The organism is Thermus amyloliquefaciens (genome assembly GCF_000744885.1).
GTDB classification, from domain to species: Bacteria; Deinococcota; Deinococci; order Deinococcales; family Thermaceae; genus Thermus; species Thermus amyloliquefaciens.
The window spans coordinates 1,389,274-1,402,564 of the sequence record NZ_JQMV01000003.1 but is presented as its reverse complement, the minus strand read 5'-3'; the positions used below and the strand labels follow the sequence as shown (position 1 = coordinate 1,402,564).

Genomic DNA, 13,291 nt, shown 5'->3' with positions numbered 1-13,291 from the left:
GGGGCGCTGTCATCTTTCTCAAGGGGGCTTGGGTATGGTGGGAAGGGTGCGGGCTCTTCTTGCTCTCCTCCTCGCCTTAGGCTTCCTTCTGGGTTGGCTCCTGCGGGTTTCCCCTAGGCCCCTTCCCCAGGAGGCAGGGGTGCGCCTAAAGGGGGTGGAGTTCCTCCTCTTCCCGGAGGAGGAGGGGGTGGAGTGGCGGTTTTCCGCCCAGGAGATGGTGGAGGAGGGAGGGGTTTTCCGCATCCAGGGGGGGCTTAGGGGCGAGCGGTACGTGGAAGACCGGCTGGACCTGCGCCTCTTCGCCCCCCAGGTGACGGTGGAGCCGGGGGATAACCTGCGGGCTCCTTTCGCCCAGGTGGAGATCCTGAAAGGTTGCTTCCGCCTCCAGCTTTCCGCCCCGGGCAAGGGGGAGGTCCTCATCCGGCAGAAGGAGGGGTTTTTCGCCCCCTGGGTGCGGATTGAGGCCCCCAACCTGAGGGGGGAGGCCCTGGGCTTTCGCTCGGATTTCGGCATGGAGCGCATAGAGGCGGAAAGCCCGCGGTTTGAGTTTCCCGCGGGGGGTACCTTTGGCCCTTGCACCGTGGAAGGAGGTAGTTCATGAGGAGATGGGTGTGGTTGTCCCTTTTGGGTGTGGCTTTGGCCGCTTCCAGCGTCCGGGTGATCCAGGTGGAGGGGGGTCGGCTTTCAGGGGACCTGCGTTACGGCCCCTGGACCTTTGAGGGGGAGGTCAGGGGCCGGGTGAAGGACTTGGAGATCCGGTCCCCCAAGGCCACCCTCACCGCCCCCAAGGGCAAGACCATGCAGGAGGCGGAAGGGGAACGGGAGGCCCGTTTTGAGGGCGGGGTGGTGGTGCGCCGGGGGCGGGTGGAGGCCAGGGGGCCGGTTCTGGTCTACCGCGAGAAAACCGGGGAAGGGGAGCTCTTGGGCCCGGCCCGCATGCGCCAAGAGCCCAAACCGGGGGAGGATCCGGTGGAGGTGGAGGCCAGCCGCATGGCCTTCCAGGTGGATACGGACACCTCCAGCAGCGAAAATGCCCTTCTCCGAAGCGGGAACCAGGAGGGGCGGGCGGCCTTGGTCTACTACGAGGAGGAAAAGGGCCTGGCGGTGTTCACCGACCCCAAGGAGGTGGTCCTCACCCGCAAGCGCAAGGATGGGGACCTGGTGATAAGGGCCAAGGAGGTGCGAAGCCTCACCGGACCCAAGAGGCTCATCGCCACCGGGGGGGTGCGGCTACAGGATGGGGATCTGGTGACCACGGGGGATAGCCTCTACTACGACGACACCACGGGGGAGGCCCTCGTTTTGGGTAGGCCTGCGGTGAGCGAGAACAAGAAGGAAGGGTTTAGGCTTTCGGGGAACACCCTCCAGCACAACGTGAACCGCCACCAGGTGCGGGTCTACGGCAAGGCCTTCCGCCTCCCGGTGGAGGAGTTCCGCAAGCTCTCGGAGAGGTAGCCCTTGGCCTTCAGGTGGCTCCTCCTCTTCCTCCTGGCCCTGGTCTTGGCCCTGGCCCAGGAGGTGTACCGCCCCGAGGTGGAGCTGGTCCGGAAGGACAAGAAGGTGGTGGCGTGGGTGAGCGGGGAGGAGGGAAGCCTGTTTTACGCCGACTACGGGGACCTTTTGGTGGGGGAGCTTCAGGCCCTCTCCTCCGAGAGGGTCCAGGTGGAGGGCCGGGTTTTCTTCCGGGATGCGGGCAGCGCCCTCGAGGAGGGGCTAAAGGTGGGGGAGAGGGTGGAGGTGGCCTATAACCCGGACTGGGAGCGGGAGGGGCTTCCCTACCTGATGCGCCTGCGAAGGGCTGGGGAGGGAAAAGGGGAGCGCTACCTCCGGCTCGTCCTCTATGACCCCAAGGGGGTGGAGGTGCGCCTGGGGGAGGAGGTGGAGGCCCAGGGGCCCCTGGCGGTGGTGGAGCGGGGCAGGGTGGAGGAGCTCTTCCTTTCCGGGGGGGAGGCCCGGTACCTGGAGGAGGAGGGTCGGCTGGAGCTGAGGCCGGCCCCTGGGAAGGTGGCGGTGGTCCAGGGGCGGGTGCGGGTGGAGGGGCAGGGGCTCCGCTACTTAAACGATACGGGGGAGGCCTTCCTGGAGGGGCCTTTGCGGCTTCAGCGGGAGGGGGAGAAGCCCCTTTCGGGTAAGGCGGGCGCCTTGCGCTATCTTCTGGACGAGGATCGGCTCTGGCTTCTTGGGGGGGTGGAGTTCACCCAGGGGGGGCGCACCACCAAGGCGGAAAGGGCCCTCCTGCGGGAGAAGGAGGGCTACGCCTACCTCTTCGGCGGGGTGGAGAGCCGGGACGAGAAGGGCCAGGTGCGGGGGGAACGGGTTCGCTACGCCCTCAGGACCGGGGAGGTGGTGGTCCTGGGCGGGGTGGCCGGGGAGTTCCGGGGCGACTAGGCGCCCCAGAAAGGCTTTGGGCATCGTCCTTTTCGACCCCCATGGCCAGGCGCTTAGGCGGTTACCCCGGCCATCAGAAGCCCGAGGCGTTCCTCCTTGGCTTCCTCCGGGGTGAGCTCGCCCACGATCCGCCCCTCGTACATGACCAGGATCCGGTCCGAAAGGCTGATCACCTCGGAAAGGTCCGCGGAGACCAAAAGCACCGCCAGGCCCCGGTCCCGGGCCTCCACCAGGCGCTGGTGGATGAACTCAATGGCCCCCACGTCCACGCCCCGGGTGGGCTGGGCGGCGATGAGGAGCCTTGGCCCCCGCAAGAGCTCCCTGCCCACCACGATCTTTTGCTGGTTCCCCCCGGAGAAGCGCCGGGCGGAGAGCTCGGTGGAGCGGGGACGGACATCAAAGGTCTCCACCAGGGTCCGGGCGTGCTGCTCCATGGCCTCCCCGTCCAGGAAGCCCAGGAAGCCCCGGAAGGGGGGGCGGTGCTGGTCCCCAAGGATGGCGTTTTCCCGCACGGAAAAGTCCAGGACCAGGCCCCGGGCGAGCCGGTCCTCAGGGATATGGCTTACGCCCGCCTCCCGCACCCTTAGGGCCTGGTGGGGAAGGGGGCGGCCTAGGTAGCGCACCGTGCCCCGGTACCTGCGCAGGCCCGCCAGGGCCTCCACCAGCTCGGTCTGGCCGTTCCCCTCCACCCCGGCGATGCCCACGATCTCCCCGGCCCGCACCCTGAAGCTCACCCCCCTTAGCCTAGGGGGCGCCTCGAGGCCCTCCACCTCCAGCACCACCTCCCCCGGCTTGGCCGGCCCTTTTTCTACCCTTAGGACCACCTCCCGGCCCACCATCATCCGGGCCAGCTCCTCCAAGGAGGTCTCGGGGGTCTTCACCGTGCCCACCACCTTCCCGTCCCGGATCACCGTGACCCGGTCGGACACGGAAAGCACCTCCTTCAGCTTGTGGCTGATGAAGATGGCGGCGTTCCCCTTGGCCACGTAAGCCCGGAGGAAGCGGAAAAGCTCCTCCGCCTCCTGGGGGGTGAGGACGGCGGTGGGCTCGTCCAGGATGAGGATTTTGGCCTCACGGTAGAGGGCCTTTAGGATCTCCACCCGCTGTTGCAGGCCCACGGGCAGGTTCTCAATGCGCTCGTCCAGGGGCACCTGGAAGCCCAGTTCCGCCATGAGGGCGGTGGCCCGCTTCCGGGCCTCGTGGAGGTTGAGGTAAAGGGGGCTTCCCGGCTCGAGGCCCAAAACCAGGTTCTCCAGCACGGTGAAGGGCTCCACCAGCATGAAGTGCTGGTGCACCATGCCGATGCCGTGGGCGATGGCGTCCAGGGGGCTTTTGGGCCGGTAGGGCTGGCCGTCCACCCACATCTCCCCTTTGTCCGGCGGCTGAAGGCCATAGACGATCTTCATCAAGGTGGACTTCCCCGCCCCGTTCTCCCCCACCAGGGCCAGGACCTCGCCCCAGTTCAGGTCCAGGCTGATGTGATCGTTGGCCAGGACCAGGGGGAAGCGCTTGGTGATGTCCTTCAACACCAGGGCCTTCCGGGTAGCTCCGCTCGCCTCCACCCCCGGAGTATACAAAAAGGCTGGGGAAGGAACCCCAGCCTTGGGCGAGGCTTCCCCATTTCGGCTAGGTCAAGCCCTGGAAAGGTGGAGGGGCTGACCTAGCCTGGGTGGGGCGGCCTTAGCGCTTCTCGGGCACCTTGAGCTGCCCCTTGACGATCTGCTGCTTCAGGACCTCCAGCTTGCTCACCACGGTGGCGGGGATCAGGGCCTTGTTGTACGCATCCAGGGCGTAGCCCACCCCGTTGTTGGCCAGGCCGAACTCCCGCACCCCGCCCTTGAAGGTCTTCTGCACCACGCTCTTGATGACCTCGTAGGTGGCCACGTCCACCCGTTTCATCATGGAGGTGAGGCCGTGGTTCAGGGTGTTGGGGTTGTTGTCGGTATCGCCCAGGTAGTTCTGGTTGGCGTCCACCCCGATGAAGAAGAGGGGCGTGGCCTTGGTGCCGTCGGTGCCGCAGGTTTTGGTGTAGTCGGCGTACTTGGGCACCTTGGCGTAGGGGTCGGCCTTGCGCACGAAGCGGATGGCCCCGCCCTCCTTCAGGCACTTGGCCTGCTTCACGTAGTCGATGAGCCCCAGGCCCGAACCCCCCGCGGCGGCGTAGATGATGTCCGCCCCTTGGCGCACCTGGCTGGCGGCGATCTCCTTGGCCTTGGCGGGGTCGTTCCAGGCAGCGGGGGTGTTGCCCACGTAGCCCACCAGGACCTTGCCCTGGATCTTGTCCTCCTTGAAGGCGTACTCGGCCCCGGCGCGGAAGCCCGCCTCAAACTTGTGGATGAGGGGGATGTCCATGCCGCCGATGAAGCCCACCACCCCGGTGCGGCTCATCTTGCCGGCGATGTAGCCCACCAGGAAGCTCCCCTCGTGCTCCCGGAAGACCAGGCCCACGGCGTTGGCGAGCTTCCCTTCGCCGGGGACGGCGTCAATCACCGCAAAGTTCACCTTGGGGAACTCCTTGGCGGTGGCGGTGATGGCGGGCTCGTTGGCGAAGCCCACTCCGATGACCAGGTCAAAGCCCTCCTCGGCGAAGGTGCGGATGCCCTGGCCCACCTGGGAGGGGTCGGCGGGCTCAAAGTCAAAGAGCTTGATGCCAAAGTCCTTGGCCGCCTTCTGCGCCCCTTCCCAGGCGGACTGGTTGAAGGAGCGGTCGAACTTGCCTCCAGCGTCAAAGGCAATGCCCACCCGGACTTGGGCCAGGCTCAGGCCTAGGGTCAATACCGCCAAAAGGGCCAGGATACGTTTCATCTGCCACCTCCTATGGCATCTCGCCGGAAGGCATTATACCCGGTTGGGTAAACTCAGGGCATGACCCTGGAGGAGGCGCGCAAACGCATCAACGAGCTACGGGACCTGATCCGCTACCACAACTACCGCTACTACGTCCTGGATGCCCCGGAGATCTCGGATGCGGAATACGACCGGCTTCTTAGGGAGCTGAAGGAGCTGGAGGAGCGTTTCCCCGAGCTCAAAAGCCCCGACTCCCCCACGGAGCAGGTGGGGGCGAAGCCCCTGGAGGCCACCTTCCGCCCCATCCGCCACCCCACCCGCATGTACTCCCTGGACAACGCCTTCACCCTCGAGGAGGTCAGGGCCTTTGAGGAGCGCGTGGAGCGGGCCCTGGGGCGGAAGGGGCCTTTCGTGTACACGGTGGAGCACAAGGTGGACGGGCTTTCCGTCAACCTCTACTACGAGGAGGGGATCCTGGTCTGGGGGGCCACCCGGGGGGATGGGGAGACGGGGGAGGAGGTGACCCAGAACCTCCTCACCATTCCCAGCATCCCCCGGAGGCTTAAGGGGGTGCCGGGGCGCCTCGAGGTCCGGGGGGAGGTGTACATGCCCATAGAGGCCTTTCTCCGCCTCAACGAGGAACTGGAGGAAAAGGGCGAAAAGATCTTCAAAAACCCCAGGAACGCCGCGGCCGGCTCCCTTCGGCAGAAGGACCCCAGGGTCACCGCGGGAAGGGGGCTTAGGGCCACCTTCTACGCCCTGGGGCTTGGCCTGGAGGAAAGCGGGGTAAGGACCCAGTTTGAGCTTCTCCATTGGCTAATGGAGAAGGGCTTCCCCGTGGAGCACAGCTTCGCCCTGGTCCAGGGCGTGGAGGGGGTGGAGGGGGTTTACCAGGCCTGGCTGAGGGAGCGGCGGCACCTTCCCTTTGAGGCGGACGGGGTGGTGGTGAAGCTGGATGAGCTTGCCCTTTGGCGGGAGCTTGGGTACACCGCCCGGGCACCCCGCTTCGCCATCGCCTACAAGTTCCCCGCGGAAGAGAAGGAGACCCGGCTTCTGGAGGTGGTGTTCCAGGTGGGCCGCACGGGCCGGGTGACCCCGGTGGGGGTGCTGGAGCCGGTGTGGATCGAGGGGAGCGAGGTGAGCCGGGTTACCCTTCACAACGAAAGCTACATTGAGGAGTTGGACGTGCGCATCGGGGACTGGGTCCTGGTGCACAAGGCGGGAGGGGTGATCCCCGAGGTCTTAAGGGTTTTGAAGGAGAAGAGGACCGGGGAGGAGAAGCCCATTCGCTGGCCAAAGACCTGCCCCGAGTGCGGCCACCGCCTGGTGAAGGAGGGCAAGGTCCACCGCTGCCCCAACCCCTTGTGCCCCGCCAAGCGCTTTGAGGCCATCCGCCACTACGCCTCCCGCAAGGCCATGGACATCGGGGGCCTGGGGGAGAAACTGATTGAGAAACTCCTGGAAAAGGGCCTGGTGAAGGACGTGGCCGACCTTTACCACCTGAAGAAGGAGGACCTGGTGGGCCTGGAGCGCATGGGGGAGAAAAGCGCCCAAAACCTCCTTCGCCAGATTGAGGAGAGCAAGGGGAGGGGGTTGGAGCGCCTGCTTTATGCCCTGGGGCTTCCCGGGGTGGGGGAGGTGCTGGCCCGCAACCTGGCGGCCCGCTTCGGCACCATGGACCGGCTTCTTCAGGCCTCCTTGGAGGAGCTTCTGGAGGTGGAGGAGGTGGGGGAGCTCACCGCCCGGGGCATCCTGGAGACCCTCCAGGACCCTGCCTTCCGCCACCTGGTGCGCCGCCTAAAGGAGGCGGGGGTGGAGATGGAGGCCAAGGAGCGGGGCGGCGAAGCCCTGAAGGGCCTTACCTTCGTCATCACCGGGGAGCTTTCCCGCCCCCGGGAGGAGGTGAAGGCCCTCTTGCGGCGCCTTGGGGCCAAGGTGACGGACTCCGTGAGCCGCAAGACGAGCTACCTGGTGGTGGGGGAAGCCCCGGGGAGCAAGCTGGAAAGGGCCCGGGCCCTGGGGGTGCCCATTCTCACGGAGGAGGAGCTTTACCGGCTCCTGGAGGAGCGCACGGGGAAGAACCGGGAGGCCCTGCTGGCCTAAGGCCCGCGGGCCACGCTACGTGGGCTCCGGTGGAAAGAGCTTGGTTAGGGCCTCCTCCAGCCGGGAACCGGAAAGGCCAAGCTCCTTTAGGGCCTTCTCGTAAAGCTCGGGGGTGAGAAGCCCCCGCAGGGCCCTGAGCTCCGTCTGGGAGAGATGAGCCCCCTTGAGCACATGCTCCTCAAAGCTCTGCCAGGCCAGGGGCACCTTGGCCTTCACCAGAAGGGCGATGGCCTGGGCGTACTGCCTGATCTCCCACTGGGCGTGGGGGTCCAGGCGCAGGGCCAGGAAGTGGAAGAGGTTGTGCAGGTCCTGCTTCCAGTAGAACTCCGTGTAGAGGTTTAGGGGGAGGACCATCCGGGCCATCTCCCGGGCGATGCCCTTTTCCAGGAGGGTTTGGTAGGCCTCGTAGGCCTCCTTCTCCACCCCCTGCAGGAGGCGTAAGGCCTCCTCGTCGGTGAAGGCCCCCTCCGAGCCCTGCTTGTTCCTCCGGGCCTGGCGACGCCAGGCGGGAGGCTCGTAGAACTCCTCCTTTAGGATGGAATACCTACCAGAAATCTCGTTCACGCTGGCGGTGCGGTGGCGGAACCACTGGCGCACCACGAAGAGGGGGGCCTTCACGTGGAACTTGAACTCCACCATCTCAAAGGGGCTGGTGTGGCGGTGGCGCATGAGGTAGTCGATGAGGGCGGCGTCCTCCCGCACCGTCTTGGTGCCCGGTCCATAGGAGACCCTGGCCGCCTGGACGATGGCGGCGTCATCCCCCATGCAGTCCACCAGGCGCACGAACCCCTTATCCAGGACAGGAATCTCAGGATGCGCTTCCCCGTGACCCATGCCCTTGAGTCTACTTGTCCTTTGGCCCAAAGGGGTCTACCCTAAGCTCATGCGGGTCCGCACCCCCTTTGCCTACAAGTGGCGGCATGGGCGCTACAGGCCCTAGGGCCCTTGGCTATAGGGCTTGCGGCGTGTAGGATGGATAGGCTTTGTGGCGCCAGGGCGCCCATTTGGAGTAGGTATGTTGAGGTTGCCAGACTTTCCCTTGCCCGATCCTCGAGGACGCTTCGGTCCCTACGGAGGAAGGTACGTTCCCGAGACCTTGATCCCGGCCCTGGAGGAGGTGGAAGCCGCCTACCGGGAGGCCAAAAAGGACCCCGCATTTTTGGCGGAGCTGGAGTACCACCTGAGGACCTTCGCTGGCCGGCCCACCCCCCTTTACCACGCCAAGAGGCTTTCCCAGCACTGGGGCGGGGCCCAGGTGTACTTGAAGCGGGAGGACCTCCTGCACACCGGGGCCCACAAGATCAACAACACCCTGGGCCAGGCCCTTTTGGCCCGGCGTATGGGCAAAAGGCGGGTGATCGCCGAAACCGGGGCCGGGCAGCACGGGGTTTCCGTGGCCACGGTGGCGGCCCTTTTCGGCTTGGAATGCGTGGTCTACATGGGGGAGGAGGACGTGAGGCGGCAGGCGCTGAATGTCTTCCGCATGAAGCTCCTGGGGGCTGAGGTGCGGCCCGTGGCTGCCGGAAGCCGCACCCTGAAGGACGCCACCAACGAGGCCATCCGCGACTGGCTCACCCATGTGCGCACCACCTTCTACATCCTGGGCTCCGTGGTGGGCCCCCACCCCTACCCCATGATGGTCCGGGAGTTCCAAAGCGTCATCGGGGAGGAGGTGAAGGAGCAGAGCCTGAAGATGTTCGGCCGTTACCCCGATGCCCTCATCGCCGCCGTGGGCGGGGGGTCCAACGCCATCGGCCTCTTCGCCCCCTTCGCCTACCTGAAGGAGGAAGAGCGCCCCCGGCTCATCGGGGTGGAGGCGGCGGGGGAGGGGCTTTCCACCGGGCGGCATGCCGCCAGCATCGGGGCGGGAAAGCGGGGGGTGTTGCACGGGAGCTACATGTACCTCCTCTACGACCACGATGGCCAGATCACCCCGGCCCACTCGGTTTCCGCCGGCCTGGACTACCCTGGGGTGGGGCCGGAGCACAGCTACTACGCGGACCAGGGCATCGCCGAGTATGCGGCGGTCACCGATGAGGAGGCCCTGGAGGGCTTCAAGCTCCTGGCCCGCCTCGAGGGGATCATCCCCGCCTTGGAGTCGGCCCACGCCATCGCCCACGCGGCCAAGGTGGTACCCGAGATGGACAAGGACCAGATCGTGGTCATCAACCTCTCGGGCCGGGGGGACAAGGACGTGACCGAGGCCATGCGCCTTCTAGGAGGAGAGCGATGACCACCCAAGAAGCCTTTGCCCAGGCCAAGGCCGAGGGGCGGGCGGCCCTCATCCCCTACCTCACCGCAGGCTTCCCCAGCCGGGAAGGCTTTTTGGAGGCGGTGAAGGAGGTGCTCCCCTACGCCGACCTCCTGGAGATCGGCCTTCCCTACTCCGACCCTCTGGGGGATGGTCCGGTGATCCAGCGCGCCAGCGAGGTGGCCCTCAGGAAGGGCATGAGCGTCCAAGGGGTCTTGGAGTTGGTGCGGGAGGTGCGCCTCCTCACCGAAAAGCCCCTTTTCCTCATGACCTACCTGAACCCGGTGCTGGCCTGGGGGCCGGAGCGCTTTTTCAGCCTCTTTCGGCAGGCGGGGGTCACGGGCCTGATCCTTCCCGACCTGCCCCCGGACGAGGACCCGGCCCTGGTGCGCCTGGCCCAGGAGATCGGCCTGGAGACGGTCTTCCTCCTGGCCCCCACCTCCACGGACGGGCGGATCGAGACCGTGGTCCGCTACGCCACGGGCTTCATCTATGCGGTGTCCGTCACCGGGGTCACGGGGGAGCGGGAGCGGCTTCCCGAGGAGGTGCGGGACCTGGTGCGGCGCATCAGGTCCAGGACCTCCTTGCCCGTGGCGGTGGGCTTCGGGGTTTCGGGGAGGGAGACCGCCGCCCAGGCGGCGGTGGCCGACGGGGTGGTGGTGGGAAGCGCCCTCATTCGGGCCCTGGAGGCGGGCCGCCCCTTACGCCCCCTCTTGGAGGAGATTCGCCAGGGGCTTGTCCAGAAGGAACCGGTTTAGCAAGGGGGCCCGTCGCGGCGCAAGCCGCGACGGGGCCTTAGAGGGGCAGTTCCACCGTTTCCGCCAGGATGGCCTCGGGGTCCGGGTAGCGCAGGATGCGGTACAGGGGGTCCCGCTCCGCGGGCCTAAACCCCGCATCCACGATGTGGCGCACGATTTCCCGCACCGTGGCGTGGGTGCGCCCGTGGCCCCCGGCCGCCGAGACCACGTTCTCCTCCAGCATGGTGCTGCCGAAGTCGTCGGCCCCGTAGTAGAGGGCGGCCTGGGCCACCTTGAACCCCAGGGTGGGCCAGGAGGCCTGAAGGTGGGCGAAGTTGTCCAGGGCCAGCCGGGCGATGGCCAAGGTTTTCAGGTACTCGTGGGCGGTGGCCCCCGGGGCCTTGCCCTTCAGGCGGGTGTGCTCCACCTGCAGGGTCCAAAGGGCGAAGGCGGCAAAGCCGTTTTGGTATTGCCGCAAGGCCTTGTCCTGCTGGGCGCGGAGGCCTAGGAGGTGAAGGGTGCGCTCCCTGGGGCCTTCCCCGAAGCCGATCACCATGCTGGCCAGGGTGTAAAGCCCTAGGGACTGGGCGGCGTCCACGATGCGGTACCAGTCGGCGGTCCTGATGCGGGCGGGGGCCGCCTTTTGCCGCACCTCATCCACCAGGATCTCCGCCCCTGCCCCCGGCATCCCGTCCAGGCCTGCTTCCTGGAGTTTCTCCAGGATGTTTTCTGCCGGCAGGCCGGTGAGCCGCTCTAGGCCAAGGATCTCCTCGGGGCTGAAGGCGTCGATGCGCAGGTCGGGGAAGCGCCCCTTGAGGTAGTGCAGGAGGTCCAGGTACCACTCCAGGGGAAGCTCCGGGTTCACGCCCCCTTGCATGAGGATGCGCCTTCCCCCCACCTGGTAAAGCTCCTCCACCTTCTTGGCGATCTCCTCGTAGGAGAGGGTGTAGGCGTCCTTCTGCCGCTTGGTGCGGTAAAAGGCGCAGAAGGCGCAGGCCACGGTGCAGACGTTGGTGTAGTTGATGTTGCGGTCAATGAGGAAGGTGACCACCTCGGGGTCGGTCTTCTGGAGGCGCACCTCGTGGGCCGCGGCGGCCAGCTCCGGTAGGGGCAGATCAAAAAGGGCAAGCACCTCGGCCTCGGTAAGCCTCTCTCCCCCTACGGCCTTCTCCAGGACGTCCATGGGCTCCATGCTACACCTTCCGCACCCCCTGGGGTTGGGTCTTGGGCCACGGATAAAATGGGGGCATGGAACTCAAGCTCATCCCCATCCAGAAGCCGGAAAACCTCAACGTCATCCTGGGCCAAGCCCACTTCATCAAGACGGTGGAGGACCTGCACGAGGCCTTGGTGACCGCGGTGCCGGGCATCAAGTTTGGCCTCGCCTTCTCCGAGGCCAGCGGCAAGCGCCTCATCCGCCGCTCCGGCACCGACCCCGAGCTCACCGAGCTGGCGGTGAGGAACCTCCTCAACCTGGCGGCGGGGCACACCTTCCTCATCGTTTTGGGGGAGGGCTTCTACCCCATCAACGTCCTGCATGCGGTGAAGGCCTGCCCCGAGGTGGTCAGGATTTTTGCCGCCACCGCCAACCCCCTCCAGGTGGTGGTGGCGGAGGAGGGGGAGCAAAGGGCCATCCTGGGGGTTATGGACGGGTTCAAGCCCCTGGGGGTGGAGGATGAGGCCGAGGTGGCCTGGCGCAAGGACCTTTTGCGGCGTTTTGGGTATAAGCTTTAGCGGCACCGCGGGCCTGGCGGGGACGGGTGCGGTATCATGCCCTACATGGAAGCGGGAAGCCTTGCGCCGGACTTTGAACTCCCCGACCAGGAGGGCAGGCTCCACCGCCTCTCCCATTACCGGGGGAAGTGGGTGGTGCTGTACTTTTTCCCCAAGGACGATACCCCTGGCTGCACCAAGGAGGCCTGCGGTTTTCGTGACCGCATGGGGGATTTGCAGGCACTGGGTGCCGTGGTCCTGGGGGTGTCCGCGGACGATGTGGAGAGCCACCGGCGGTTCGCCGAGAAGTACGGGTTGAACTTTCCCCTTCTTGCCGACCCGGAGCGCAGGGCCATCCAGGCCTACGGGGCCTGGGGGAAAAAGAACCTTTACGGCAAGGAGTACGAAGGGGTGTTGCGCCAGACCTTCCTAATAGACCCCGAAGGGCGCATCGCCAAGGTATGGAAAAAGGTCTCCCCTGAGGGGCATGCCGAGGAGGTGGCCGAGGCCTTGCGGGGCTTAAGGGGGTTTTAGCCGTGGAGAGGCCCTTGGAATCCTATAAGAAGGAGGCGGCCCACGCCGCCGTGGCCTATGTCCAGGATGGCATGGTGGTGGGCTTGGGCACGGGGTCCACGGCCCGGTACGCGGTCTTGGAGCTGGCCCGGCGGCTCAGGGAAGGGGAGCTTAGGGGGGTTGTGGGGGTCCCCACCTCGGAGGCCACCAAGGACCTGGCCCTTAGGGAGGGGATTCGGGTGGTGGATTTGCCCCCGGATGGGGTGGACCTGGCCATAGACGGGGCCGATGAGATCGCCCCCGACCTCTCCCTCATCAAGGGCCTGGGCGGGGCTCTTTTGCGGGAGAAGATCGTGGAGAGCAACGCCAAGGAGTTCATCGTGATCGCCGACCACACCAAGAAGGTGCCGGTTTTGGGCCGCGGGGTGCTGCCGGTGGAGATCGTGCCCTTTGGCCATCTGGCCACCTTGAAGGCCATCCGCGCTCTGGGAGGGGAGCCGGAGCTGAGGATGGAGGGGGATGAGTTTTACTTCACCGACGGGGGGCACTTGATCGCCGATGTGCGCTTTGGCCCCATTGGGGACCCCCTGGGTCTGCACAGGGCCCTTCTGGAGATCCCGGGGGTGGTGGAAACGGGCCTTTTCGTGGGCCTGGCCACCCGGGCCCTGGTGGCGGGGCCTGCGGGGGTGGAGGAGATCCTCCCGTAAGGTGTAGAATCGGACCCATGAAGGGCATGCCCCACCCTTAGGGCGGGAGGAGCCTCCCGCCCGGGGCGCATGCCCCGGTTTTTCTTGGAGGA

The 13,291-nt window shown here is 66.4% G+C and carries 13 protein-coding genes; 9 read left to right on the top strand and 4 right to left on the bottom strand.

Annotated elements, in window-relative coordinates; genetic code table 11:
- The first annotated feature begins 34 nt into the window (after nucleotides 1-34).
- Genes BS74_RS07510 through BS74_RS07500 form a run of 3 tightly spaced genes read left to right on the top strand, consistent with a single transcriptional unit; the run spans nucleotide 35 to nucleotide 2,388 of the window.
- The gene (locus BS74_RS07510) at nucleotides 35-601 is read left to right on the top strand and encodes a hypothetical protein (protein WP_038057537.1); all 567 of its coding nucleotides are present in this window, start codon (nucleotides 35-37) and stop codon (nucleotides 599-601) included.
- Nucleotides 598-1,455 carry an LptA/OstA family protein gene (locus BS74_RS07505; RefSeq protein ID WP_038057536.1) on the top strand — a complete coding sequence of 286 codons (858 nt, stop codon included), beginning with the start codon at nucleotides 598-600 and terminating at the stop codon, nucleotides 1,453-1,455. Before BS74_RS07510 ends, BS74_RS07505 begins: the two co-directional genes overlap by 4 nt.
- Nucleotides 1,456-1,458: 3 nt before the next feature.
- Nucleotides 1,459-2,388: an LPS-assembly protein LptD gene (locus BS74_RS07500; RefSeq protein WP_038057535.1), complete on the top strand. Its 930-nt coding sequence runs from the start codon at nucleotides 1,459-1,461 to the stop codon at nucleotides 2,386-2,388.
- A 53-nt stretch (nucleotides 2,389-2,441) separates the two neighbouring features.
- On the opposite strand, the gene BS74_RS07495 is transcribed toward BS74_RS07500, so the two are convergent.
- Both BS74_RS07495 and BS74_RS07490 read right to left on the bottom strand, forming a co-directional pair.
- Entirely contained in the window at nucleotides 2,442-3,950 is a 1,509-nt protein-coding gene (locus tag BS74_RS07495) for an ABC transporter ATP-binding protein (protein WP_038057533.1), read from the bottom strand.
- A gap of 118 nt (nucleotides 3,951-4,068) precedes the next feature.
- Complete coding sequence (locus BS74_RS07490) at nucleotides 4,069-5,193, bottom strand: BMP family lipoprotein (RefSeq protein WP_038057530.1); 1,125 nt, start codon at nucleotides 5,191-5,193, stop codon at nucleotides 4,069-4,071.
- Nucleotides 5,194-5,253: 60 nt separating this feature from the next.
- On the opposite strand from BS74_RS07490, the gene ligA reads away from it, so the two are divergent.
- Nucleotides 5,254-7,278 carry an NAD-dependent DNA ligase LigA gene (gene ligA, locus BS74_RS07485; protein WP_038057528.1) on the top strand — a complete coding sequence of 675 codons (2,025 nt, stop codon included), beginning with the start codon at nucleotides 5,254-5,256 and terminating at the stop codon, nucleotides 7,276-7,278.
- 15 nt (nucleotides 7,279-7,293) lie between these two features.
- Here ligA and thyX read toward each other — a convergent pair whose 3' ends face one another.
- Nucleotides 7,294-8,112 (bottom strand): FAD-dependent thymidylate synthase, encoded by an 819-nt coding sequence (thyX, locus tag BS74_RS07480; RefSeq protein WP_038057526.1) that lies wholly within the window; start codon nucleotides 8,110-8,112, stop codon nucleotides 7,294-7,296.
- Nucleotides 8,113-8,293: 181 nt separating this feature from the next.
- On the opposite strand from thyX, the gene trpB reads away from it, so the two are divergent.
- Nucleotides 8,294-9,511 (top strand): tryptophan synthase subunit beta, encoded by a 1,218-nt coding sequence (gene trpB / locus BS74_RS07475; protein ID WP_038057524.1) that lies wholly within the window; start codon nucleotides 8,294-8,296, stop codon nucleotides 9,509-9,511.
- Entirely contained in the window at nucleotides 9,508-10,287 is a 780-nt protein-coding gene (trpA, locus tag BS74_RS07470) for a tryptophan synthase subunit alpha (protein ID WP_038057522.1), read from the top strand. Before trpB ends, trpA begins: the two co-directional genes overlap by 4 nt.
- Nucleotides 10,288-10,324: 37 nt before the next feature.
- Here the strand turns inward: trpA and mqnC are convergent, their stop codons facing one another.
- Nucleotides 10,325-11,458 carry a cyclic dehypoxanthinyl futalosine synthase gene (mqnC, locus tag BS74_RS07465; protein WP_185747714.1) on the bottom strand — a complete coding sequence of 378 codons (1,134 nt, stop codon included), beginning with the start codon at nucleotides 11,456-11,458 and terminating at the stop codon, nucleotides 10,325-10,327.
- 56 nt (nucleotides 11,459-11,514) lie between these two features.
- Between mqnC and BS74_RS07460 the strand changes: the two genes are divergently transcribed.
- From BS74_RS07460 to rpiA, 3 genes are read left to right on the top strand one after another with little or no spacing between them, the layout of a single operon-like run.
- Nucleotides 11,515-12,000 carry an adenosine diphosphatase gene (locus BS74_RS07460; protein ID WP_038057520.1) on the top strand — a complete coding sequence of 162 codons (486 nt, stop codon included), beginning with the start codon at nucleotides 11,515-11,517 and terminating at the stop codon, nucleotides 11,998-12,000.
- Nucleotides 12,001-12,036: 36 nt separating this feature from the next.
- Nucleotides 12,037-12,513 (top strand): thioredoxin-dependent thiol peroxidase, encoded by a 477-nt coding sequence (gene bcp, locus BS74_RS07455; protein WP_185747713.1) that lies wholly within the window; start codon nucleotides 12,037-12,039, stop codon nucleotides 12,511-12,513.
- Nucleotides 12,514-12,515: 2 nt separating this feature from the next.
- A complete protein-coding gene (gene rpiA / locus BS74_RS07450; RefSeq protein WP_038057518.1) occupies nucleotides 12,516-13,199 on the top strand; it encodes a ribose-5-phosphate isomerase RpiA in 684 nt (227 codons plus the stop codon).
- Nucleotides 13,200-13,291: the final 92 nt, after the last annotated feature.

Bases quoted from the DNA above. Each gene is read 5' to 3' on its own strand.
- ligA (WP_038057528.1), top strand. From the start codon at position 5,254: ATGACCCTGGAGGAGGCGCGCAAACGCATCAACGAGCTACGGGACCTG.
- BS74_RS07490 (WP_038057530.1), bottom strand. From the start codon at position 5,193: ATGAAACGTATCCTGGCCCTTTTGGCGGTATTGACCCTAGGCCTGAGC.
- mqnC (WP_185747714.1), bottom strand. From the start codon at position 11,458: ATGGAGCCCATGGACGTCCTGGAGAAGGCCGTAGGGGGAGAGAGGCTT.
- trpB (WP_038057524.1), top strand. From the start codon at position 8,294: ATGTTGAGGTTGCCAGACTTTCCCTTGCCCGATCCTCGAGGACGCTTC.
- bcp (WP_185747713.1), top strand. From the start codon at position 12,037: ATGCCCTACATGGAAGCGGGAAGCCTTGCGCCGGACTTTGAACTCCCC.
- thyX (WP_038057526.1), bottom strand. From the start codon at position 8,112: ATGGGTCACGGGGAAGCGCATCCTGAGATTCCTGTCCTGGATAAGGGG.
- BS74_RS07505 (WP_038057536.1), top strand. From the start codon at position 598: ATGAGGAGATGGGTGTGGTTGTCCCTTTTGGGTGTGGCTTTGGCCGCT.
- BS74_RS07460 (WP_038057520.1), top strand. From the start codon at position 11,515: ATGGAACTCAAGCTCATCCCCATCCAGAAGCCGGAAAACCTCAACGTC.
- trpA (WP_038057522.1), top strand. From the start codon at position 9,508: ATGACCACCCAAGAAGCCTTTGCCCAGGCCAAGGCCGAGGGGCGGGCG.
- BS74_RS07510 (WP_038057537.1), top strand. From the start codon at position 35: ATGGTGGGAAGGGTGCGGGCTCTTCTTGCTCTCCTCCTCGCCTTAGGC.